Here is a 21,064-nt window from a genome sequence, read left to right on the forward strand (position 1 = left end):
CCCCGAGGAGAGGGGAATGGAGCCGGACGTTGTTTCACCTCTCCTTGGGGAGAGGTCGAAATCGCGCAGCGATTTCGGGTGAGGGGGCGAGCCGATGTCTGAAGTGGAAACCGCCGTGACCCGCGACCCCGGCTACAACTTCGCCTATCTCGACGAGCAGACCAAGCGGATGATCCGCCGGGCGCTGCTGAAGGCGGTGGCGATCCCCGGCTACCAGGTGCCGTTCGGCGGCCGCGAGATGCCGGTGCCCTATGGCTGGGGCACGGGCGGCATCCAGGTCACCGCCAGCATCATCGGGCCGGACGACGTGCTGAAGGTGATCGACCAGGGCGCCGACGACACCACCAACGCCGTCAACATCCGCCGCTTCTTCGCCCGCGTCGCCGGGGTGGCGACCACCGAGGACACCGGCGCGGCCACGGTGATCCAGACCCGCCACCGGATCCCGGAGCAGCCGCTGGTGGAGGGCCAGATCCTGGTCTACCAGGTGCCGCAGCCCGAGCCGCTGCGGCAGCTCGAGCCGCGCGAGGTCGAGACCCGGCTGATGCACGGCTACGCCGACTACGGGCTGATGCATGTCCGCCTGTACGAGGACATCGCCCGCTACGGCCACATCGCCACCACCTACTCCTATCCGGTGATGGTGCATGGCCGATATCTGATGTCCCCTTCGCCGATTCCGAAATTCGACAATCCGAAGATGCACATGAACCCGGCGCTGCAGCTGTTCGGGGCGGGGCGCGAGAAGCGGATCTATGCCATCCCGCCCCACACCCGGGTGGTCAGCCTGGATTTCGAGGACCATCCCTTCGACATCCAGCATTGGGACCAGCCCTGCGCCCTGTGCGGGGCCGAGGACAGCTATCTCGACGAGGTCGTGCTCGACGATGCCGGCGGGCACATGTTCGTCTGCTCCGACAGCCACCATTGCCGCACCCGGCGCGAGGCCGGCCATCACGGCGCGCTGAGCGGCGAGGCGCTGGCCGCCTATGACCGTGCGGTCGAGCAGGCGCACGAGATCCCGGGAGGCGAGGCATGAGCGGCGACATCCTGCTGCGGGTCGAGGGCCTGACCAAGCTCTTCGGCGACACCGTCACCGCCTGCCGCGACGTCTCCTTCGAGATGTCGCCCGGCGAGGTGCTGGGCATCGTCGGCGAGAGCGGCTCGGGCAAGACCACGCTGCTCAACTGCATCTCCGGCCGGCTGGCGCCCAGCGCCGGCACGGTCGCCTTCGACACCCGGGTGCGTGGCCTGACCGACATCTACGCGCTGTCGGAACCGGAGCGGCGGATGCTGGCCCGCACCGACTGGGGCTTCGTGCACCAGAACCCGCGCGACGGGCTGCGCATGGGTGTCAGCGCCGGCGCCAATGTCGGTGAGCGGCTGATGGCGGTCGGCGCCCGCCACTACGGCCGCATCCGCGGCCAGGCGCAGGACTGGATGGCGAAGGTCGAGCTCGATCTCGGCCGCATCGACGACCGGCCGGCGACCTATTCCGGCGGCATGCAGCAGCGGCTGCAGATCGCCCGCAACCTGGTCACCAACCCGCGTCTCGTGTTCATGGACGAGCCGACCGGCGGCCTCGACGTCTCGGTCCAGGCCCGGCTGCTCGACCTGCTGCGCGGGCTGGTGCGCCGGCTCGGCATCGCCGTGGTGCTGGTCACCCACGACCTCGCGGTCGCCCGCCTGCTGGCCGACCGCCTGATGGTGATGCGGCACGGACGTGTGGTGGAGACCGGCCTGACCGACCAGGTGCTGGACGACCCGCAGCATCCCTACACCCAGCTCCTCGTCTCCTCCGTCCTGCAGGTCTGAGCCATGCCGCACACGAGTCCGATGATCGAGGTCTCCGGCCTGTCCAAGACCTTCGTCCTCCACAACCAGGGCGGCGTGCGGCTGCCGGTGTTCGACGGCGTCGACTTCGCCGTGGCCGCGGGCGAATGCGTCGTGCTCGGCGGCGCGTCCGGCGCCGGCAAGAGCACCTTCATGCGCACCCTCTACGGCAACTACCTGGCCTCGGCCGGGCGGGTGCTGATCCGGCACGAAGGCGCGCCGGTCGACATCACCGCCGCGACGCCGCGCCGGATCCTCGAGCTGCGGCGCCGGACGCTCGGCTATGTCAGCCAGTTCCTGCGGGTGATCCCGCGCGTGCCGACGGTGGAGATCGTGAAGGAGCCGATGCTGGCCTCCGGCGTTGCCGAGGCGCAGGCCGACCGGCGCGCCCGCACGCTGCTGGCCCGGCTGAACCTGCCCGAGAGCCTGTGGTCGCTGCCGCCGGCCACCTTCTCCGGCGGCGAGCAGCAGCGGGTCAACCTCGCGCATGGCTTCGCGATGGAGTATCCCATCCTCCTCCTCGACGAGCCGACGGCCTCGCTCGACGCCGACAACCGGCGCGTGGTCATCGAGCTGATCGAGGAGGCCAAGGCACGGGGCGCCGCCATCGTCGGGATCTTCCACGACACGGCGGTGCGCGACCGGGTGGCGACCCGGATCTTCGACGTCACGCTCTACAAGGCGGCCGCATGAGCACGGATCTGATCTTCTCGAACGCCCGGATCGTCACCCCCGAGGCCATCGTCACCGGAACGCTGCGGGTCGAGGACGGCCATATCGTGGCGGTGGAGGAGGGCGGGGCATCCCCCGTCGGCGATGATGCCAACGGGGACTACCTGATCCCCGGCATGATCGACCTGCACACCGACCATCTCGAGCGCCATGTGGCGCCGCGGCCGGGGGTGATGTGGAACAACGTCTCGGCGGCGATGGCGCATGACGCGCAGGTCGCCACCGCCGGCATCACCACCGTGTTCGACAGCCTGTCGCTGATGGGCGAGCACAAGGGCGTGCCGCGCGGCACCCTGCTGCGGCCGATGGTCGACGGGCTGGAGGCGGCGCGCCGCCAGGACATGCTGCGGGCCGACCATTTCCTGCATCTGCGCTGCGAGGTCGGCGACCCGCATGTGCTCGACTATCTCTCGGTGCTGGTCGACGACCCGGCGGTGCGGCTGCTCTCGATCATGGACCACACGCCCGGCCAGCGGCAGTACGCCCAGGTCGAGAAGTGGCGCCAGGCCAACCGCCACCGCTACAGCGAGGCGGAGCTGGACGTGGTGATGAAGCAGCGGCAGGCGTCGCAGGAGGCGCATGCCCACCGGCACCGCCTCGCCATCGCCGAGCTCGCCGCCGGTCGCGGCCTGGCGCTGGCCAGCCATGATGACGAAACCCCAGCCCATGTCGACGAAGCGGTGTCGCTCGGCGTCTCGATCTCGGAGTTCCCGACCACCGCCAGCGCGGCCCAGGCGGCGCGCAGCCACGGCCTGTCGATCCTGATGGGCGCGCCGAACGTGGTCCGCGGCGGCTCGCACAGCGGCAATGTCGGGGCGGCGGACCTCGCGGCGGCCGGGCTGCTCGACATCCTGGCCTCCGACTATGTGCCGATCAGCATGCTGCACGCCGTCTGCCTCTTGGCCGAGGCACCGGTCGGGCTCGGCCTGCCGGGGGCGATGGCGCTGGTCAGCGCCAACCCGGCCAGGGCGGCGGGGCTGGACGACCGCGGCCGGATCGCGCCGGGGCTGCGGGCCGATCTCGTCCGCTTCCGCCTGATCGACGGCGTGCCGCACATCCGCGCCGTCTGGCGCGCCGGCAAGCGGGTCGCCTGAGCATGACCCGACGCTACGCGATCTACTTCGCGCCGCCTCCCGACTCTGCCCTGGCAGGGCTCGGGGCCGAGCTGCTCGGCCGCGATCCGGAGACCGGGGAGGCGAGGCCGCAGCCGCGGCTCGACGGGATCGACCCCGACCGGTTCCACGCCATCACCGAGGACCCGCGGCACTACGGCTTCCACGCCACGCTGAAGGCGCCGTTCCCACTGGCCGAGGGTGTGTTTGGCGAGGCGCTGCATGCGGCAGCCGAGGCCTTCGCCGTCGGCCGCGCCCCGGTGTCCTGCCCGGCCCTGGCGCTCGCCTCGATCGGTGGCTTCCTGGCCCTGGTGCCCTCGGCGGCGGCGCCCGAGGTGCATGCCCTGGCCGATGCCTGCGTCGAGGCCTTCGACCGGTTCCGAGCCCCGCTCACGGCCGCGGAGCTGGAGCGCCGGCGGCGGTCGCCGCTGACCCCGGCGCAGGACCGGCATCTCGAGCGTTGGGGCTACCCCTATGTGTTCGACGAGTTCCGCTTCCACATGACCCTGACCGCCCGCCTGACCGACACCGCGGAGCACGAGCGGGTCCGCGCCGTGCTGGCCGAGCGGACCGCGCCCGTCTGCATCGATCCGCTGCGGATCGACGCGATCGCGGTGTACGAGCAGGCCGACCTTCAGGCCCCCTTTCTCGTCACCGGCCGCTACAAGCTGCGGGGCGGTGCGGCATGACCGCGGTGGTCACGGCGGTCGGCCTCAGCCCGACCCACAGCTTCAGCAAGCCGCTGCTCGACGCGATCCGCCTGCTGGCCGGGCTCGGGGTCGAGGGCGACGCCCATCTCGGCGTCACGGTGAAGCACCGGTCGCGGGTCAAGGTCGATCCGACGCAGCCCAATCTGCGCCAGGTGCATCTGATCCAGGGCGAGCTGCATGACGAGCTGGCCGCGGCCGGCTTCACCGTGGTGCCCGGCGATTTGGGCGAGAACGTCACCACCCGCGGCATCGACCTGCTCGGCCTGCCGACCGGCGCGAAGCTGCGGCTTGGTGCCGAGGCGGTGGTCGAGATCACCGGGCTGCGCAACCCCTGCAGCCAGATCGACGGCTTCCAGCAGGGCCTGCTGAAGCTGGTCGTGGGCCGGGACGAGGCCGGCAACCTGGTGCGCAAGGCCGGGGTGATGGGCATCGTCCTGGCCGGCGGCACGGTGCGCCCCGGCGACCCGATCGGGGTTGAACTGCCGCCGGAACCTCACCGGCCGCTGGAGCGGGTGTGATCGCTACCGTCGCAGGTTGGTCTTCGCCAGCTCGATCAGCTCGCTGCCGCGGCCGTTGATCACGGCGCGCAGCATGTACATGCCGAAGCCGGCGACCTGGCTGGCCGAGACGGTGGGCGGCATCATCAGCTCCAGCTTGTTGGTGGCGACGTCGATCACCACCGGCCCGTCATGGTGCAGGCCGCGCCGTACCGCGGTCTCGACCTCACCCGGATCCTCGACCCGGATGCCGAAGATGCCCATCGATTCCGCCATCGCCGCGAAGTTCGGGTTCTCCAGATCGGTGTAGGTGTCGAGGAAGCCGGTCGCCTTCATCTCCATCGCCACGAAGCCCAGCACGCCGTTGTTGTAGACCACCACCTTCACCGGCAGGTTCTGCTGCTTCAGCGTGATCAGGTCGCCCATCAGCATGGTCAGGCCGCCATCGCCGGACAGCGACACCACCTGCCGCTTCGGGCACGCCGCCTGGGCGCCGATCGCCTGGGGCAGGGCGTTGGCCATCGAGCCGTGATTGAGCGACCCGATCAGCCGCCGCTTGCCGTTGACCTTCAGATAGCGCGCCGCCCACACCGACGGCGTGCCGACATCGAAGGTGAAGACCGTGTCGTCGTCGGCCAGGTCGCTGACCACCTTGGTGAGGTATTGCGGATGGATCGGCGGCCGGCCCGCCGTACCGACCGCGAGGTCGTCCAGCCCTTCGCGCGACTTGACGTAGTCCTGCAGTGCGGCGTCGAGGTGGTCGCGGTCGTCCTTGACCTCCAGCCGCGGCAGCAGCGCCGCGATGGTCTCGCGCACATCGCCGACCAGGCCCAGCTCGAGATTGCAGCGCCGGCCCAGATTCTCGGCCCGGATGTCGACCTGGATGATGCGGGCATCGGCCGGATAGAACTGGCGGTATGGGAAATCCGTGCCCAGCATCAGCAGCACGTCGCAGCTCATCATGGCGGTGTAGCCGGAGGAGAAGCCGATCAGCCCGGTCATGCCGACATCGTAGGGGTTGTCGTACTCGACGAACTCCTTGCCGCCGAAGGCGTGGACGATCGGGGATTTCAGCGTCTCGGCCAGGCCCATCAGCGCCTCATGGGCGCCGGCGCAGCCACGGCCGCAGAACAACGTCACCCGGCGGGCCTCGTTCAGCAGCGCCGCCGCGCGATCGATCTCGGCCTTGGCCGGCACCACCACCGGCTGCGCCGGCAGCAGGAACGGGGAATGGCGCCGGTCGCCGATCTCCTTCAGCGCCACGTCGCCGGGGATGACGACGACCGCGACGCCGCGCTTGGCCACCGCTTCGCGCATCGCGATCTCCAGCACGCCGGGCAGCTGCGAGGGGTCGGAGACCAGCTCGCAATAATGGCTGCACTCCTGGAACAGGGACTGCGGATGGGTCTCCTGGAAATAGCCGCGGCCGATCTCCGAGCTCGGGATATGCGCCGCGATCGCCAGCACCGGCACGCGGTTGCGGTGGCAGTCGAACAGGCCGTTGATCAGGTGCAGGTTGCCCGGCCCGCAGCTGCCGGCGCAGACCGCGAGCTCGCCGGTCAGATGGGCCTCGGCCCCGGCGGCGAAGGCCGCGACCTCCTCGTGCCGCACCCGGATCCAGTCGATCGTCTTCTTCCGCCGCAGGCTGTCGGTCAGCCCGTTCAGGGAATCGCCGACGATGCCGTAGATCCGTTGGACCCCGGCATCGGCCAGCATGTCGGCGATCAGATCGGCAACCGTTCTCTTGGCCACGACCGGTCCTCCTGCAATCGGGTTGGGCTCCGGCATGATAGCCGCTTCCGTTGCCATCCGAAGACCGGACGGTTCGATGACGGATGCAACAGGTTTCGTGGACCCCGACATGCGGCCGTAGCGCTGCCGGGACACGCTGCGCTGCTCTAGGGTCCCGATCCGACGTCCCTTTGGTAAGACAAATCGCTCATCGAACGGCAGAGCCCGACATGACCCATGCCATCGCCGCCGAGCTTCTATCGGCGCGGCGCCTGACCGCCGGCGACTATCGCACCCTCGGCCTGGCCGCGCTCGGCGGCGCGCTGGAATTCTACGACTTCGTCATCTTCGTGTACTTCGCGACGGTGATCGGGCTGCTGTTCTTCCCGCCGGACATGCCGGACTGGCTGCGCCAGTTCCAGACCTTCGGCGTGTTCGCGGTCGGCTATCTGGTCCGGCCGCTGGGCGGCATCGTCATGGCGCATTTCGGCGACCTGTTCGGCCGCAAGCGGATGTTCACGCTCAGCATTCTGCTGATGGCGGCGGCGACGCTCGGCATGGGGCTGCTGCCGACCTATGCCCAGATCGGCATTTGGGCGCCGGTCGCCCTGCTGCTGCTGCGCATCCTGCAGGGCGCGGCGATCGGCGGCGAGGTCCCGGGCGCCTGGGTGTTCGTGGCCGAGCATGTGCCGGCGAACCGCATCGGCTATGCCTGCGGCACGCTGACCGCCGGGCTGACCGCCGGCATCCTGCTGGGGTCGCTGGTGGCGACCGCGATCAACGGCAGCTTCAGCCAGGCCGAGATCGCCGGCTGGGCCTGGCGGCTGCCGTTCCTGCTCGGCGGCGCCTTCGGCCTGTTCTCGGTCCATCTGCGCCGGATGCTGCACGAGACCCCGATCTTCCAGGAGATGCGGGCCCGCAAGGCGCTGGCGTCGGAGCTGCCGCTGAAGGCGGTGCTGCGCGACCACCGCGGCGCGGTGCTGGTGTCGATGCTGCTGACCTGGCTGCTGTCGGGGGCCATCGTCGTGGTCATCCTGATGACGCCGACGTTGCTGCAGAAGCTGCACGGCGTGCCGCCGACGCAGGCGCTGCTGGCCAACAACCTGGCCACTCTGGGGCTGACGGCCGGCGTCGTCCTGGCCGGCCTGATCGTCGACCGGATCGGGGCGGGACGCTTCTTCGCCGTCGGCTGCCCACTGCTGGGGATCGGCGTCTGGCTGCTCTACACCAAGGGCGCCACCAGCCCCGAGCTGCTGCTGCCGACCTACGCCCTGGCCGGCCTTCTCGTCGGCGTGGTCGGCGGGGTGCCCTTCGTCATGGTCCGCGCCTTTCCGGCGGCGATCCGCTTTACCGGCCTGTCCTTCTCCTACAACGTCTCCTACGCCGTGTTCGGCGGCCTGACGCCGGTGGTGGTGCCGCTGCTGCTGGCCGCGGATCCCCTGGCGCATCTGCACTACATGCTGGCGCTGTGCGTGCTCGGCTGCGGGGCCGGCCTGTGGCTGATGCGGCGGGAGGGCTGACCCTCACCGCATCATCAGCACCGGGATCAGGCAGGACCGCACCGTCGCCGTGGTGGTGCTGCCGATGATCAGGTTGCGGATGCGGGAGTGGCCGTAGGCGCCCATCACCAAGAGGTCGATCGACGCCGCCGCCACCTCGGCCGCGATCACCGCCTCCGGCTCGCCGGGCAGGATCCGGGCGCGGATGTCCCAGCCGGCGTCGCGCAGCCTGGTCTCGGCGGCGTCCAGCCTGGCCTCGGCCTCCTCGTCCGGGCTGCCGGCCATCAGCAGATGGCCTTCCAGCCCGCGCAGCAGCTGGCCGTTGGCGATCAGGTCGACCGCCTTGGTCACGCTCGGGCCGCCGTCGAAGGCGATCAGGAAGCGCCGGATCGGCTTGAAGGCGCGGGCGGCGACCAGCACCGGCTTCTTGGCGGCGCGCGCCACCCGCTCGAGATTCGAGCCGAGATGCAGCTTGGCGAAGTCGGCCGCCTCGCCGCGCTTGCCGATGACGATGACGCTGGCGTCGGGCTCGAACTCGCCCACCGTCTCGACCAGGTCGCCATTGTAGAGATGGGTGTCGACATCGGCGATTCCGGCCTCCTGCAGCCGGGTGCGGCCTTCGTCGAGAATCAGACGGCCGCGCTTCTGCGACAAGCCGGCCCGCTGCTCGTCCATCGCCGCCAGCTCGGCCAGGATGTCCTGGGAATAGGCGACCAGCGTGCCGCTGATGTCGACCGGGATGGTCGACACCTCGCGGCGACCCAGCACATGCAGCAGCTCGACCGGCTGGCTCAGCCGCGACGCCGCCCAGGCCGAAAGATCGCAGATGCTGTGGGAGTACATCGAGCCGTCGATACAGGCGAGCACCTTGGCCATCTGATCGACTCCATGTTGGCCGGGCCCGCGCTGGGCGATCGGCGACAATGGAAGACTGACTCAATGCCGGTCCTGACTCAACCAATCTGGGGTGGAAGCCCGCCAATCCAAGACCCCAGCGGATCGGACCGCTAGGTGCCGGGCGGTCCGCGGCGCACGGCCTCGGTCAGGCCGGCCTCCAGCAGCGCCGCCTCCATCGCCCGGCCCAGGCCCAGCACCGCCTCGTCGGCGAAGCGGTGGCCGACGATCTGCAGCCCGACCGGCAGGCCCTGCGGCGTCAGCCCGGCCGGCAGCGACAGGGCGGGGCAAGGGGACAGCAGGTTGAACGGGGCGGTCATGTCGAGGCCGCCATAGCGCCCATCCGGGTCGTCGGCGGCGAAGTCGTCATCGGTCAGGGTGACGGGCGGCGGCGGGACGGCGCAGGTCGGGCACAGCAGGGCGTCGCGGCCGGCCAGGATCGGGGCCAGCTCGTCCCACATCGCGCTGCGCAGGATCTCGATCCGCTTGACCTCGGCAGCGCCCAGGGTCAGGCCGCGGTCGATCAGCCCGACCAGGATCGGGTCCATCCGGTCGCGGTACTCCGCCAGCCGGTGGCCGTGGAACGCCGCCATGAACACGCACCACAGGTCGAGCCAGCGGTCGCTCACCGCCCGGGTCCAGGGCAGGCGCACCTCCTCGACCACGGCGCCGGCGCGGCGCAGCGCCTCCGCCGCCGCCAGGACCGCGGCCTCGACCGCCGGGTCCACGGCGTAGTAGCCGAGATCCAGCGACAGGCCGAAGCGCCGCCCGGCCAGCCCGTCGATCCGCGTCGCCGCAGCGTCGAAGGGCAGGGGCAGGGAGTTGATGTCCTCGTCGCTCGGCCCCGCGGTCGCGGCCAGGAAGGCGACGGCGTCGTTGACGCAGCGGGCCAGCGGGCCGAAATGCGAGATGTCGTCGAACTGGCTGGGCAGGATGGTCATCGGGATCCGGCCCAGGCTCGGCTTGAACCCGACCACGCCGCAGAAGGCGGCCGGGATCCGCACCGACCCGCCCATGTCGGTGCCCTCGGCGAAGGGCACCACACCGGCCGCGACCGCGGCGCCGGAGCCGCCGGAGGAGCCGCCCGGCGTCCGCTCCGGGTCCCAGGGGTTGCGGGTGACGCCCCAGCGCGGGCTGTAGGTGAAGCTGGAATGGGCGAATTCCGGGGTGGTGGTCTTGCCGATCACGATCGCGCCCGCCGCCTCCAGCCGCCGGACCACCAGCGCCGACCGGTCCGGCACCCAGTCGCCGGTCGAATGCGAACCCAGCGTGGTCAGATGCCCGCCGGTCGGCGTCAGGTCCTTGATCGCCACCGGCACGCCGTGCAGGGGGCCGAACGGCCGGCCGGCCGCGACCGCCTCGTCGGCCGCGGCGGCGGCGGCCAGGGCCTCGTCGTCGAGGATCAGGGTGAAGCAGTTCAGCCGGGCCTGCGCCGCATGGGCGCGGTCCAGGGCGCCGGTAATCACCTCGCGGGCGCTGGTCCGGCCGGCGGTGATGTCGGCGGCGATGGCGCGGGCGCTGGACGGGGGCGTGTCGGGCATCTCTCGATCCTCAGGGACGGCTTGCGGCCTGCGCCGCTCCGCCCAAGGATAGCGGGCTGGAGCGGAAAGGCAGGAGTTCGTCGGGCCTCCAATCTAGCCCGGGGTGGGCGAAGTCCAAGGCACCTGCCTCATGAAGTCGGCGAGAATGGCCTCGGATGCGCTATCCTGGACCGGCGTGACGCGGTACTTCACGATCCAGAGGTTCTGGACGTAGCAGAAGATGTAGATCTCCGACCGCACCAACCCCTTCGTGTTGTTGATGAAGTCGCGGGTCTCGTAGGTCACGACATTCCCCGGCACGCCGGCTTCACCGTGCGGCGGCCTGATCGCGCCTTCACGAAGCAGCCGAGCTTCGGGATGGAAGTCCAGGAGCTCCTGCTTTCGTCGATCCTGCTCCTGCCGGCACAGCTCGCTGCGGATCAACCCCTCCGAAAGGCGGACCGCTGCCGCGTCGGCTTCTTTCGGGGGCTTGAGGGCGAAGGCCAGCGGAACGGGGTAGACATAGGCCGAGATCCGCATCCGGCCTGAGGGCGTCGGCACATCATAATTGGCGCTGACATCCCGTCCCTTGTCGTCGAACTGCGTGACGGTGACCCGGACGAAGCGGGAGCCCGCGGCCGTGCCATCCGTCGGAAAGGCCATGCCTGAGCCGGCATGAACATAGCGGCCCTGGACGGCGACCTCTCCCGGCTGGGACAGGATCGGCGTCGAGCCTTCAGGGGTTCGTGGCCCGGCGCATCCGGCCAGGACCAGGAACCCCACGGCACACCATCGGGCCGATCCGGCCCTGAAGCTTTTCGGCATCGCCCCCTCCCTGTGATGCCGCTCCACGATGCCATAGCTTGCGGAACGGAGCGAGGCGGGGGCCTCGAAGGGGGATGGACCCGCCGAAACGGGCGCCGCGTCAGGCGGCCTGGGACAGCGGCGCCGCGTCGGCCGGCAGGGTGACGCCCAGATCGATCACGGCCTTGAGCGGCAGGTGATCCGAGGCGATCCGCGACAGCGCGCTGCGATGGACGTCCACCTGGTGCAGCACGCCTTGCGGCCAGCCCAGGATACGATCGAGCGAGATCAGCGGCAGCGGGGCGGGGAAGCTGGGCGGGCTGGCCTGCAGCGGCCCGAACAGTGCGCCGAGCGGCCGTAGCGAGGAGCGCCGCCCGGGACGCCATTCGTTGAGGTCGCCGACCAGCAGCGTCGGCATGCTCTCGCCCTCGGCGATCTCGTCGAGAATCATCGCCGCCTGGCGCATCCGGCAGCGCCGCAGCAGGCCGAAATGAGCCGCCACCACCCGCAGGCGGCCGGCGGGCAGCGCCAGCTCGGTGACGATGGCGCCGCGCGGTTCGGCGCCCGGCAGCGTCAGGCGGCGCAGGCGGGTGACCACGCCGTTCCGCACCAGCAGGGCATTGCCGTGCCAGCCATGGCCGTCGGGCAGGTCGGAGACATGCACCAGATGCAGGCCGCTGTCGCGGCGCAGCGTCTCGGCGTCGAGCAGGCCGGAGCGGCGGCCGAACCGGCGGTCGACCTCCTGCAGCGCCACCACGTCGGCGTTGAGCTCGGCGACCACGTCGGCGATGCGCAGCGGGTCGAAGCGCCTGTCCAGGCCGACGCATTTGTGCACGTTGTACGACCCGACCACGACCGTCCGGACGGGGGCCGTCGGTGTCTCGGGCAGGCTACCAGCGCGGAAGGATGCGTCGTACGGGGCCATCTCGGTTCCGAAAGCCGGGACCGTCAGACAGCACCCGGGACTAGCGGGATTTAATCTACCACGGCGCCGATGCCAAGATGCCGCGACGGAATGTACCGCCCCAGGCCCTGGCTGCATCGATGGAGAAGGCAGGGATCTGCGGGTGCTTGAACCCCGAGAGGCAGCCCCGTTGCCCGTTTCCGGCAAGTCGAGCAAGACCACGATGCGCAGAATATGAATCTATCTGCAGAGATCAGGATATTGTTTTCTTTGTTCTTCAGTGACGTCGGCTGTGAATAATTGCGATGCTTTTCTGAGTATGGAGTTCGGGAAAACATGGACCGAGACGCCGAACCGATTTCAGATCAGTGGCGATACGGCGAGCCCGGCAGCGACAATGTGCTTTATCTGCCGCGTCGAGACGGTGCGAGGGATCCGAAGGGCGATCCGGGCCATGTCGTCTCGCAGGAAGACAGGTACGTGTCCGGAACCCATTTCGAGGCGCCGCTGATCGTGTATCGCCCCGACGGCTCGCTGAAGTCCGAATGGTGGTTCAGCGCGGATGGCGCCCATCGCATCGACGGGCCTGCCTATGTCCGCCACAACCGGGACGGCAGCCGCGTCGAGCACTGGTACCTGCATCACCGCCGGCACCGGACCAGCGGGCCCGCGGTCATCGAGTGGACGAACGACGGCAGCGTGCGGCGCGCCCAATGGTGGATCGGCGGCAGGGAGGTCACGGAGATCGCGGAATCCTTCCTGGCCGAGGCCGAGGCGCCCTGGCCGTTCGACACGGCGGACGAGAGCACCTTTCTCCGCCGCTGTGTCGGCGAGCTGCGCTCTCGCCGCCCGGGCGACGAGATCATGCGGCCGGAACCGATCGTGGTCGGCGTGTGCCTGGCCAGCCTGTTCTGGCTGCCTGTGGTTCTGACGGTCGCACTGCTCTGGGCTTAGCGGGCTTGGCCCGTCAGCGGTCATCCGCCGCCGATGGCTCCGGATGCTGGCCGGCCGCCGCCGTGCCGCGCCCGGACCGCGGCGGCCGGCCGAACTGCTTCTTGTACAGCCGATAGAAGGTCGACGCGTTGCTGAAGCCGTAGTCCAGCAGGATGGTCGCCACCTTCTTCCTGCCCTGCTCGAGATCGCGACGCGCGGCTTCGAGCCGCAGGGTGATGATGGTCTCCCGCAGGGATGCGCCCAGCCGCTCGAACAGGCCGTACAGCTTTCGCGGCGAGATCTCGAAATGCCGGGCGATGGATTCGGGCGAGAGGTCCCGGCTGCTCAGGTTCTCGGTGATGTGCATCTTGATCTGCTGGTGCAGCATCCGGTCCCTGTCATGGGTGCGCGACGGAGCCATCCCGAGCAGATAGGCGCGGATGATCTCGACCAGATGGTTGAACGACGGAACCTCCGGGATGGCCGTCAGCTCCGCCCCCTGGTCGCTGGTCATCAGCTCGTTGTGGAACCGGATATAGGTCGTGATCGCCTCGCTGTTGATCACCGCGAGGGCCTCCAGGCCCGGGAACAACGCCTCGGCGCCCTGGGTGATGTGAAGCCAGTCGAGGAGACAGGAGCGCCCGGACTCCTTCTCCAGGACCAGATCGAAATCGCAGCTGCCGTCGAGGACGACGGCCGCGCCCGGCTTCAGCCGGACAGTCTGGTCCTTGATCAGGAGCGCGCAGCTGTTGCCGGTGGCGATGACGAGGCAATGGGCGGAGGCGGGGGTGCCCAGCGCGCCGCGGCGGCGGAGGATTCCGGGCGTGCAGTACAGCCGCAGGGACCGATGATCTTCGACGATGCCGAGCTTGGCCGTGACCCGGAACGGCACATCGGTGGTCGGCACGAAGTCCGCGTGCAGCAGCGGCTGGCAGAACTGTGACCGGAAATAGTCGACACCTCCCTCATACAGCATCGAGCCGGATGTCGTGACGCGCTGGCCGGCCGAGGCGGTTTGGTGGGGGATGACCATCGTCTTGCATCACCGGTGGCGGGAACATCGGAGGAGCGCGGCATCCGTCTCCGCGGCCGTTTATGCGGCGATGGAGGCCGGGGTCGGCGCGCATGCATCCGATATAGCGGGGTTGGCAGGCCGATTGGCGCGACTTGGAATATCGTCCTGCGCAGATGTGATATCAATTTATGCAGGACAATATCGATTGATGCGGCCGCTGGGAGGCCGCTCGCGTAAGACCGTGACAGCGCTCCGGACGGTCCGGAATTCCGACATTCACATGCCCGGGCTCGCGGCAGCCGGACGCCTTCCGCCTCGGCTGCGCTCTCCGGCGGACGGTGCGCCGACGTGTCATGCTTTGGGCGAAGATCTGCTCCGGGTCGGACGACACGATCGGTTTTTACCATCACAAAGGACATCTTCGGATGATCTCGACCGCCCAGGCGGTTTGTTGGAACAGGGGCTGCCGGGGAACGTTCCCTATGGTAACGTCACCATGGTGCGGCGGGCCCGGCAAGGATTCGGAAGGAATGCCCCCCGATTCTTCTATTTCTCCGCAGCCCACTGTCTTTCAGGAATTCAAAATGAAATATTATTTCGATTCTATGAGAGGGGATAAACTTATTGTGATTTAAATTCACCACGCTTAGTTATCTCTGCGGTTCGGGAAGCACAAATCGAAGGAACCTCTCTGATGGATTGCGTGACCCTGTCTTGCTTCCCCGACCAGGCAACAGACATCTGGTTGAGATGAGGCCGCTCCTTCGCCGGAGCTGCGGAGTTGCCGATGCTGCATTGCAGTCCCGGGGCCCGACAGCGCCCGTCCTGGATCGCCTGTGGCGCCGGTACGGGCCGTGTCCGGTGATGGCGATCCGTGTTCTTCGTGAGAGCAAAGTCCTATCGCGAAGCCGCATGACCACGCCACGCGCATGACGCTGCAGACATTGAGACATGCGAGAGAGTTCTGCCTGGGGATCCATCCTGTGCGCTGGCCCGGACGAGCATTGCCGACAGCTGTGCCAGCCGCTTCTCGATGCCTCGCTGGAGCCGCTGGGAAACCAGTCCGGGCCCGCCAATGTGCTGTTCGGCTTCGTCGGCCGGCACCGGGCCATCCAGATCCGCTCGGGTCCCGGCGTCATCCGTCGGCCGGCCGGGGGCTTCTCCCGGCTCGGCGACCACTACCTGGTCCTGGTGCCCTGGAGCGCCTGCCTGCTGATCAGCGGGGAGCAGAGCTGCGCCCTCGCGCCCGGCATGGTCGCCGCCATCGACGGCGATCGGGGCTTCGAACTGCAGCTGGGTGACGGCGGCGGCGAGAGCCATATGGTCGACTGGCTGCACATCGCGGCGCCCAGCCTGCCGGAGCTGCGCCGGGCGACCGGCTGCATCGCCATGACCAGCTTCATGCTGGCGCGCTACGTGTCCAGCCATGCGAGGCTGATCGTCAAAGGGGTCGGGGCAGACGAGCCGCTGGCGGCGCGAATGCCGATCTTCGACTACATCCGCAGGGCGATCAGGGACTATGTGCAGCAGGCGGATGCGGCGGAGCCCGAGGGGCCGCGGTCGCTCCACCGAATCCAGTCCTTCATCGAGAGCCATGTGAAGCATCCGCAGCTGGGGGCCGATCTGATCGCCCGGGAATTCGGCATCTCCAAGCGCAAGCTGTACGCCGTCGTCGGCGAGAGCGGCGCCTCGCTGCACGACATGATCATGGCGGCGCGGCTGGAGGCGGCGCATCGGGCCATCGAGGCCGGCGGACAGAAGATGGCGAGCATGATCCGCGACCACGGCTTCACCAACGCCTCGACCTTCTACCGCAACTACAAGCGGCGGTTCGGCCGGACGCCGCGGGCCGGGTAGGGCTCCGAATCCTGATTTGGGGCGTCTGGCCCCGCGCTCGGGATTCCCAGGACGCCGCAGGCCAGATCGATGACCTTTTCGATCTCGACTGGATCGAAGGGGTCCAGCCCGGTCAGGATGCGGTATTCGTGGGCGAAGACGAAGCTCATCGTCACCGAGCCGATGAAGGCATAGTGGAGCCGACCCGGATCTCCGGGCCGCGCCGCCCCGGCGGCTTGGGCGGCACGGATCAGGCCGGTCGAGAAGTCGAAATAGGGGCGCATGTGGGTTTCGATCAGCCACCGGATCCGGGTATTGTCGATTCGCCCCTCAAAGGTGACGATGCGGTGGAATTCCGGCCGTCGCGCGGCGAACAGAACGAATTCCCGCACCATGATCCGCAGGGCCTGCTGGGGGCTCTGGCCCGCCAGTCGCACCAGCATGTCGGCGAACTGCGCGGCGACTTCGCTCATGATCGAGGCGAGCGCAGCCCGCCACAGCCCTTCCTTGGTCTTGAAGTGATAGACGACCAGCTGGTGCATTACACCAGCGCGATCCGCAATCTGCCGTAGGCTTGCTCCCTCGAAGCCGAGCGTGGAAAACACCTCCAGCGCGGCCGCCAGAATCCGCGCGCTGCCGTTCTCCTGGCGCGTTCCGTCGATCATTGTGCTGTGTTCCACGCTGTCCTCCGTTCCGCCGACCGCGCCACCCCGATGGATTATTGACTTTCCGGATGGAAAGTCCATTCTTGCGAGCCTTTCCGAACGGAAAGTCAGCGGATGGAGGCGCGGTCCGTGACATTGGACTCGAGCGTGATCTTCGCCCGAGACAGCCGGGCGCGCGGGCCTTTGTGCGCCGCGCGGACAGCATCGTCAACCGGGTGTCCGGTCCTCTCCGGCCGGGGCGGCCGTGCTGCCGCGCAGGAGAAGCCGGCTCGACAGGGTGGTGTTGAGAGGCGACGGGGCGGCGCCATCCGCAAGCTGCAGCATGATCTCCGCGGCGCGGGATCCGAGATCCTCGGTCGGCTGCGCCAGCGTGGTCAGGGGCGGATCGCAGAAGGCCCCGACCGCGGCCCCGTCGAAGCCGACGACGGAGACGTCGCCGGGCACCGCGACGCCGTGCGACCGGACCGTGGCGATGAACGAGATCGCGGCATCGTCGGCGCAGCAGATCACCGCGGTCGGGCGCCGCTGCATCGCCAGATAGGCCTGCGCCGCCTCGACGCCGCTTCGCAGGCCTTCGTTGAAGCCGAAACGGCCCCCATGGCGGATCACGGCCGCCTCCGAGAGGCCCGCCGTCGCCAGGGCGTCGAGCAGGCCGGAGTAGCGCTCGACCTCGTGGTAGTTGCCGGCCTCGCCGGCGACATAGAGGAACGACCGGTGGCCGAGGGCGGCCAGGTGGAGCGCACCCTCCCGCATCGCGCCGCGATCATTCGTGACCACGCTCGGGATGCCGGCCGCACTGCGGTCGATCAGCAGCGACACGACCGGGACGTCAGCGTCAGTGAGCGATCGGCGCCCGTAGGACGGCAGGGCCTCGGCTCCGAAGACGACCACGCCGCGGACGGAGCCGCCGAAGGCCTGGCTGAGGATGTGCCGCTCGGCGGCCGGGGAGTTGCGGTTGCAGAACAGGAGATCGAAGCCATGTTCCGAGAGGGTGGCGGCGAGGCTCTGCACCACCGCTGGAATGATCTGGGCGACGCCGAAGATGGTGCTCGGGCCCGGCAGGGTGGCCATGATGTTCGTGGATTTGCCGGCGCGCAGGCTCCGTGCCGCGGCGTTCGGGATATAGCCGAGCTGCTCCGCCGCGGCGGCGACGCGCCGCCGGGTCTCCTCGTTGACCCGGCCGGGAATGGCGAGGGCCCGGCTGACCGTGGAGGTGGCGACGCCCGCCAGGCGCGCGACATCGCTCATCAACGGCCCCGAACTCCGGCCGTCCCTGGGTCGCCTTGGCATGCCGTTCGTGCTCCTTCCGCCCCGTCTCATCCGTGAAAGAATTGTTGCAAATGTGGCGGCTGGCCGGGGGCGTTCCGTGGTCTCAGCGGGCCGGAAGAAAAATCTTGCAAACAATCCGACAATCACTATCGTTGGCAAACGATTGCCAAGCATCGCCCGGATCGACTGGAAGGGTTCGTTCCGTGATGTTGGCCAACCAGACCCCTGCAGGCGACGCTGTCTGCCCAGGGGCGATTTTCTCCAACCCACTTTCATCAACCGACCGATGCGCCGGATAGCGTCCCACGTCGTCCCCAGGCAAGGCAACTCCGTCTCCGGATCGATCCTCTTCGCCGATGCGGAGGCGTTCGCCCGGCAGGTCTGCGACTCCGTGCTCGGCGCGGCCTTCGTGCCGGACGGCGGGGATTTCCGCGCCGCGATCCGGTTCAACCTCGTCGGCTGCAGCGGGGCGGCCCATCTGCGCATCACCCCGGGGGTGCTCACGCGCCACGGCCGGCCCTGCGACGGTCCCTGCGGCGGGCCGCATTTCCTGGTCCTCGTCCTGCGGGAAAACGGCCACCTGACGGTGGGGGGGATCGGGCGGCCGCTGTCGCCGAATTCGGTGGTCGTGATCGGCGGCGATCTGGGGTTCAGCCTGGCCCTGTCGGCCGGGACGTCGGGCGGCTGCGAGCTGGATGTGCTCCAGGTCGCCGGGGCCGAGCCGACGGCCCTGGCCAAGGCGTCCGGCGTGGTGGTGGCGACCAGCGCCTCGCTGGCGGACTACATCCTCGGCCTGGCCGAGCTGGTCCAGCCGGAAGGCGGGGAGATCGGGCCGTGCCAGCGGGACATTCCGATCTTCGACTATATCGGGGCCGCGATCCGCGACTATCTGGCGGCGGATGACGGCGAGAACGCCTCGCGTCCCGACCACGGCCTCTATCAGCGGATCAAGGGCTTCATCGCCCAGAACGTGAAGAACCCGGCCCTTGGCGCCGATCTTCTGGCCCGCAACTTCGCCATCTCGAAGCGCAAGCTCTACAGCATCTTCTACGACAACCGCGCCTCGCTGCACGAGACGGTGATGACGGCGCGGCTCGAGGCCGCGCGACGCGAGATCGAGGCGGGCGGGCAGAAGGTGGCGAGTGTGATCCTCGACCACGGCTTCTCCAACCCCTCGACCTTCTATCGCAACTACAAGCGCCATTTCGGCCGCGTGCCGCGCGCATAGCCAGCGTCGCGAGCCGGCGCATCTGATACGGCGGCGTGAAATATGGACCCGTCATGGCGAGCCCCGCAGGGGTACCAGCGGCACCGGTCCCTGGATGGCCCCTTCTGTACTCAAAGGGGGGCTCCGTACCTCGCCATGACGAAAAGGCCAGAAAGCTGATCTCAAGGGTCGATTATCTGAATTTTATTTGTCATCTAAAATGAATATCACAGTTTAGCAATATTTTCTCCTTCAAGATACGCCTATTACTGCACATAATGCGCTGCCTGTGACAATAATTGCTCGTTTTGAGAGATTGGTTTGCACCAAACGGCACGGCGAGTGATGCAGCATTCGGGAATATGCAGATCACTTTCGCCGATATGCAGATGGTTTGGGGGACGATCGATAGTCGCGGGGCAATCATTGCGGCATCCCGGGAATGGGGGCCGCCGGTGCAGGCCGTGGAGACGCTGACCCCTCGCCATCCGGGCAGATCGACGCCAGGCCATCTCGGCTCGTCATGAGAGGGAAGGCGGAATGAACCGATCGGATGCTCGGCCCTTCGGGGACGATGCGGCGGCCGGCGCCCTGGTCGGGCTCGCCCCCGCGATCCCGGGCCGGCCCGTTGCAACGATATCGTTCCCGCCGCCGGGCCCGCCGCCGGGATGGCCGGACCCTCATCTCCAGCCGGCGGCCGGGCTGTCCGTGCGCCCCGGATGGCAGGACCGGGTCCAGCTCGACCATTATCGCGACGTGCTGGGGTGGGAGCCGTTCCCGCCGGCGCCGCGCGATTTCGGCGACAAGCGGCCGTCGGCCCCGCGCGGCGTGTCGACCCTGGCCTACGCGCCGGAGGAGCAGTTCGAGGTCTGGCGCGCGCATCACGGTCCGCTGATGGATGTCGGCCTGCCGCCCGGGACGACGCCCGCGCACGGCTTCGTCGCGGAGTTCATGACTTGCGGCCTGGGCGGCCTGTCCCTGGCCTATGGCCACGCCGATGCCCATTCCTTCGGCCACGCCCTCGGCCAGGCGGGGGGAGGGGGCCGCCGCACGCCGATCGGCTGCTGGCGCCTGATGCTGCTGACGGTCGGGGAGATCTGGATCGAGAGCCCCGACGGCCAGGTCCAGATCCGGCCGGGCGATTTGTTCCTGCTGTCGCTGGACGAGCCGTTCCGGGGCCGCGCGGCCCACCATGGCGGGCTGTCCCTGACCCTGCCGCGGGACCTGTTCGTGGCCGCCGCCGCGAATTTCGACAGCGCCTCGGGCACCGTCCTGACCGGCCCGCTCTCGGCCCTCCTGGTCGACTATCTGCGCAGCCTCGAGGCGCGGCTGATCGGCATGTCGCCGGAGGAGCTAGTGCTGGCGGGGCGGGCCACGGCCGAGATGCTGGCGGCCTGCGTCGGGCCGTCCCGCGACCGGCAGGCGCAGGCGCGCAGCGCCATCACCTCGATCCTGTTCGACCGCGCCCGCTCCCACATCCAGGCCCATTTCGGCGACCCCGAGCTGACGCCGGAGCGTGTGGCCCAGGACCTGCGCGTCTCGCGCTCGAATCTCTACCGGGTGTTCGAGCAGGCCGGCGGGGTGTCGCACTACATCCAGCAATGCCGCCTGTTCGCCGCCCATGCCGCCCTGACCCATGAGAGCGGGCGTCGGATCCAGGACATCGCCTACAGCTGCGGCTTCAAGCTGGCCTCGGACTTCACCCGGGCGTTCCGGCGCGAATTCGGCTTCAGCCCGCGCGAGGCCCGCGCCGCTTGGCGCAAGACCGCGGAGCCGGCGCTCATCCCGGCCTCCTCGCCGGCGGAGTGAGCCGGCGGCCGCTGAGCCACCCCTTCACCCTCCCGCCGCTTTCGACGTCGGGCCCCTCCCTCTCCCCGAGGAGAGGGGATCAGAGACGCTGCCC

At 69.0% G+C, this 21,064-nt stretch carries 19 protein-coding genes; 11 read left to right on the forward strand and 8 right to left on the reverse strand.

The window, feature by feature from the left end:
• The first annotated feature begins 94 nt into the window (after positions 1 to 94).
• The 6 genes from ACTOWL_RS11185 to ACTOWL_RS11210 are packed head-to-tail and all read left to right on the forward strand — an operon-like array spanning position 95 to position 4,905.
• Positions 95 to 1,039 (forward strand): alpha-D-ribose 1-methylphosphonate 5-phosphate C-P-lyase PhnJ, encoded by a 945-nt coding sequence (locus tag ACTOWL_RS11185; protein WP_441321304.1) that lies wholly within the window; start codon positions 95 to 97, stop codon positions 1,037 to 1,039.
• Positions 1,036 to 1,815 carry a phosphonate C-P lyase system protein PhnK gene (phnK, locus tag ACTOWL_RS11190; RefSeq protein WP_441321305.1) on the forward strand — a complete coding sequence of 260 codons (780 nt, stop codon included), beginning with the start codon at positions 1,036 to 1,038 and terminating at the stop codon, positions 1,813 to 1,815. The genes ACTOWL_RS11185 and phnK overlap by 4 nt, the downstream gene beginning before the upstream one ends.
• 3 nt (positions 1,816 to 1,818) lie before the next feature.
• A complete protein-coding gene (gene phnL / locus ACTOWL_RS11195) occupies positions 1,819 to 2,526 on the forward strand; it encodes a phosphonate C-P lyase system protein PhnL (protein WP_441321306.1) in 708 nt (235 codons plus the stop codon).
• Positions 2,523 to 3,659, forward strand: a complete 1,137-nt coding sequence (locus ACTOWL_RS11200; RefSeq protein WP_441321307.1) for an alpha-D-ribose 1-methylphosphonate 5-triphosphate diphosphatase — start codon at positions 2,523 to 2,525, stop codon at positions 3,657 to 3,659. The genes phnL and ACTOWL_RS11200 overlap by 4 nt, the downstream gene beginning before the upstream one ends.
• 2 nt (positions 3,660 to 3,661) lie before the next feature.
• Positions 3,662 to 4,366, forward strand: coding sequence for a DUF1045 domain-containing protein (locus ACTOWL_RS11205; RefSeq protein ID WP_441321308.1), 705 nt, complete (start codon positions 3,662 to 3,664; stop codon positions 4,364 to 4,366).
• Positions 4,363 to 4,905 carry an MOSC domain-containing protein gene (locus ACTOWL_RS11210; RefSeq protein ID WP_441321309.1) on the forward strand — a complete coding sequence of 181 codons (543 nt, stop codon included), beginning with the start codon at positions 4,363 to 4,365 and terminating at the stop codon, positions 4,903 to 4,905. Before ACTOWL_RS11205 ends, ACTOWL_RS11210 begins: the two co-directional genes overlap by 4 nt.
• Before the next feature lie 3 nt (positions 4,906 to 4,908).
• Here the strand turns inward: ACTOWL_RS11210 and poxB are convergent, their stop codons facing one another.
• The gene (gene poxB / locus ACTOWL_RS11215) at positions 4,909 to 6,636 is read right to left on the reverse strand and encodes a ubiquinone-dependent pyruvate dehydrogenase (protein ID WP_441321310.1); all 1,728 of its coding nucleotides are present in this window, start codon (positions 6,634 to 6,636) and stop codon (positions 4,909 to 4,911) included.
• Between the two features lie 209 nt (positions 6,637 to 6,845).
• Here poxB and ACTOWL_RS11220 point away from each other — a divergent pair, with 209 nt between their 5' ends.
• A complete protein-coding gene (locus ACTOWL_RS11220) occupies positions 6,846 to 8,135 on the forward strand; it encodes an MFS transporter (RefSeq protein ID WP_441321311.1) in 1,290 nt (429 codons plus the stop codon).
• 3 nt (positions 8,136 to 8,138) lie between these two features.
• On the opposite strand, the gene ACTOWL_RS11225 is transcribed toward ACTOWL_RS11220, so the two are convergent.
• The 4 genes from ACTOWL_RS11225 to ACTOWL_RS11240 form a co-directional block, all read right to left on the reverse strand.
• Positions 8,139 to 8,990 carry a universal stress protein gene (locus tag ACTOWL_RS11225; RefSeq protein WP_441321312.1) on the reverse strand — a complete coding sequence of 284 codons (852 nt, stop codon included), beginning with the start codon at positions 8,988 to 8,990 and terminating at the stop codon, positions 8,139 to 8,141.
• Positions 8,991 to 9,121: 131 nt separating this feature from the next.
• Entirely contained in the window at positions 9,122 to 10,549 is a 1,428-nt protein-coding gene (locus tag ACTOWL_RS11230) for an amidase (RefSeq protein ID WP_441321313.1), read from the reverse strand.
• A 93-nt stretch (positions 10,550 to 10,642) separates the two neighbouring features.
• A complete protein-coding gene (locus tag ACTOWL_RS11235; RefSeq protein WP_441321314.1) occupies positions 10,643 to 11,353 on the reverse strand; it encodes a hypothetical protein in 711 nt (236 codons plus the stop codon).
• Between the two features lie 100 nt (positions 11,354 to 11,453).
• The gene (locus tag ACTOWL_RS11240; protein ID WP_441321315.1) at positions 11,454 to 12,257 is read right to left on the reverse strand and encodes an endonuclease/exonuclease/phosphatase family protein; all 804 of its coding nucleotides are present in this window, start codon (positions 12,255 to 12,257) and stop codon (positions 11,454 to 11,456) included.
• A 315-nt stretch (positions 12,258 to 12,572) separates the two neighbouring features.
• Here ACTOWL_RS11240 and ACTOWL_RS11245 point away from each other — a divergent pair, with 315 nt between their 5' ends.
• Positions 12,573 to 13,190, forward strand: coding sequence for a hypothetical protein (locus ACTOWL_RS11245; RefSeq protein WP_441321316.1), 618 nt, complete (start codon positions 12,573 to 12,575; stop codon positions 13,188 to 13,190).
• A 13-nt stretch (positions 13,191 to 13,203) separates the two neighbouring features.
• Here ACTOWL_RS11245 and ACTOWL_RS11250 read toward each other — a convergent pair whose 3' ends face one another.
• On the reverse strand, positions 13,204 to 14,202 hold the full coding sequence (locus ACTOWL_RS11250; protein WP_441321317.1) for a helix-turn-helix transcriptional regulator: 999 nt from the start codon (positions 14,200 to 14,202) through the stop codon (positions 13,204 to 13,206).
• Between the two features lie 933 nt (positions 14,203 to 15,135).
• On the opposite strand from ACTOWL_RS11250, the gene ACTOWL_RS11255 reads away from it, so the two are divergent.
• Positions 15,136 to 16,041, forward strand: coding sequence for a helix-turn-helix domain-containing protein (locus tag ACTOWL_RS11255; RefSeq protein ID WP_441321318.1), 906 nt, complete (start codon positions 15,136 to 15,138; stop codon positions 16,039 to 16,041).
• Here ACTOWL_RS11255 and ACTOWL_RS11260 read toward each other — a convergent pair.
• Both ACTOWL_RS11260 and ACTOWL_RS11265 read right to left on the reverse strand, forming a co-directional pair.
• Complete coding sequence (locus ACTOWL_RS11260) at positions 16,002 to 16,700, reverse strand: TetR/AcrR family transcriptional regulator (protein WP_441321319.1); 699 nt, start codon at positions 16,698 to 16,700, stop codon at positions 16,002 to 16,004. The two genes, ACTOWL_RS11255 and ACTOWL_RS11260, sit on opposite strands and share 40 nt — an antisense overlap.
• Positions 16,701 to 16,892: 192 nt before the next feature.
• Positions 16,893 to 17,933 (reverse strand): LacI family DNA-binding transcriptional regulator, encoded by a 1,041-nt coding sequence (locus tag ACTOWL_RS11265; protein WP_441321320.1) that lies wholly within the window; start codon positions 17,931 to 17,933, stop codon positions 16,893 to 16,895.
• 307 nt (positions 17,934 to 18,240) lie between these two features.
• On the opposite strand from ACTOWL_RS11265, the gene ACTOWL_RS11270 reads away from it, so the two are divergent.
• Together ACTOWL_RS11270 and ACTOWL_RS11275 are read left to right on the forward strand one after the other, a co-directional pair.
• Positions 18,241 to 19,182: a helix-turn-helix domain-containing protein gene (locus ACTOWL_RS11270; RefSeq protein WP_441321321.1), complete on the forward strand. Its 942-nt coding sequence runs from the start codon at positions 18,241 to 18,243 to the stop codon at positions 19,180 to 19,182.
• Positions 19,183 to 19,869: 687 nt separating this feature from the next.
• Entirely contained in the window at positions 19,870 to 20,970 is a 1,101-nt protein-coding gene (locus ACTOWL_RS11275) for a helix-turn-helix domain-containing protein (RefSeq protein ID WP_441321322.1), read from the forward strand.
• Positions 20,971 to 21,064: the final 94 nt, after the last annotated feature.

Source organism: Inquilinus sp. CA228 (genome assembly GCF_052078665.1).
Taxonomy (GTDB): Bacteria; Pseudomonadota; Alphaproteobacteria; order DSM-16000; family Inquilinaceae; genus Inquilinus.

Excerpts from the sequence above, each read along its gene's own strand:
- ACTOWL_RS11185 (WP_441321304.1), top strand. The coding sequence starts at position 95 with ATGTCTGAAGTGGAAACCGCCGTGACCCGCGACCCCGGCTACAACTTC.
- phnK (WP_441321305.1), top strand. The coding sequence starts at position 1,036 with ATGAGCGGCGACATCCTGCTGCGGGTCGAGGGCCTGACCAAGCTCTTC.
- phnL (WP_441321306.1), top strand. The coding sequence starts at position 1,819 with ATGCCGCACACGAGTCCGATGATCGAGGTCTCCGGCCTGTCCAAGACC.
- ACTOWL_RS11200 (WP_441321307.1), top strand. The coding sequence starts at position 2,523 with ATGAGCACGGATCTGATCTTCTCGAACGCCCGGATCGTCACCCCCGAG.
- ACTOWL_RS11205 (WP_441321308.1), top strand. The coding sequence starts at position 3,662 with ATGACCCGACGCTACGCGATCTACTTCGCGCCGCCTCCCGACTCTGCC.
- ACTOWL_RS11210 (WP_441321309.1), top strand. The coding sequence starts at position 4,363 with ATGACCGCGGTGGTCACGGCGGTCGGCCTCAGCCCGACCCACAGCTTC.
- ACTOWL_RS11220 (WP_441321311.1), top strand. The coding sequence starts at position 6,846 with ATGACCCATGCCATCGCCGCCGAGCTTCTATCGGCGCGGCGCCTGACC.
- ACTOWL_RS11225 (WP_441321312.1), bottom strand. The coding sequence starts at position 8,990 with ATGGCCAAGGTGCTCGCCTGTATCGACGGCTCGATGTACTCCCACAGC.
- ACTOWL_RS11230 (WP_441321313.1), bottom strand. The coding sequence starts at position 10,549 with ATGCCCGACACGCCCCCGTCCAGCGCCCGCGCCATCGCCGCCGACATC.
- ACTOWL_RS11235 (WP_441321314.1), bottom strand. The coding sequence starts at position 11,353 with ATGCCGAAAAGCTTCAGGGCCGGATCGGCCCGATGGTGTGCCGTGGGG.
- ACTOWL_RS11240 (WP_441321315.1), bottom strand. The coding sequence starts at position 12,257 with ATGGCCCCGTACGACGCATCCTTCCGCGCTGGTAGCCTGCCCGAGACA.
- ACTOWL_RS11245 (WP_441321316.1), top strand. The coding sequence starts at position 12,573 with ATGGACCGAGACGCCGAACCGATTTCAGATCAGTGGCGATACGGCGAG.
- ACTOWL_RS11250 (WP_441321317.1), bottom strand. The coding sequence starts at position 14,202 with ATGGTCATCCCCCACCAAACCGCCTCGGCCGGCCAGCGCGTCACGACA.
- ACTOWL_RS11255 (WP_441321318.1), top strand. The coding sequence starts at position 15,136 with ATGCGAGAGAGTTCTGCCTGGGGATCCATCCTGTGCGCTGGCCCGGAC.
- ACTOWL_RS11265 (WP_441321320.1), bottom strand. The coding sequence starts at position 17,933 with ATGAGCGATGTCGCGCGCCTGGCGGGCGTCGCCACCTCCACGGTCAGC.
- ACTOWL_RS11270 (WP_441321321.1), top strand. The coding sequence starts at position 18,241 with ATGCGCCGGATAGCGTCCCACGTCGTCCCCAGGCAAGGCAACTCCGTC.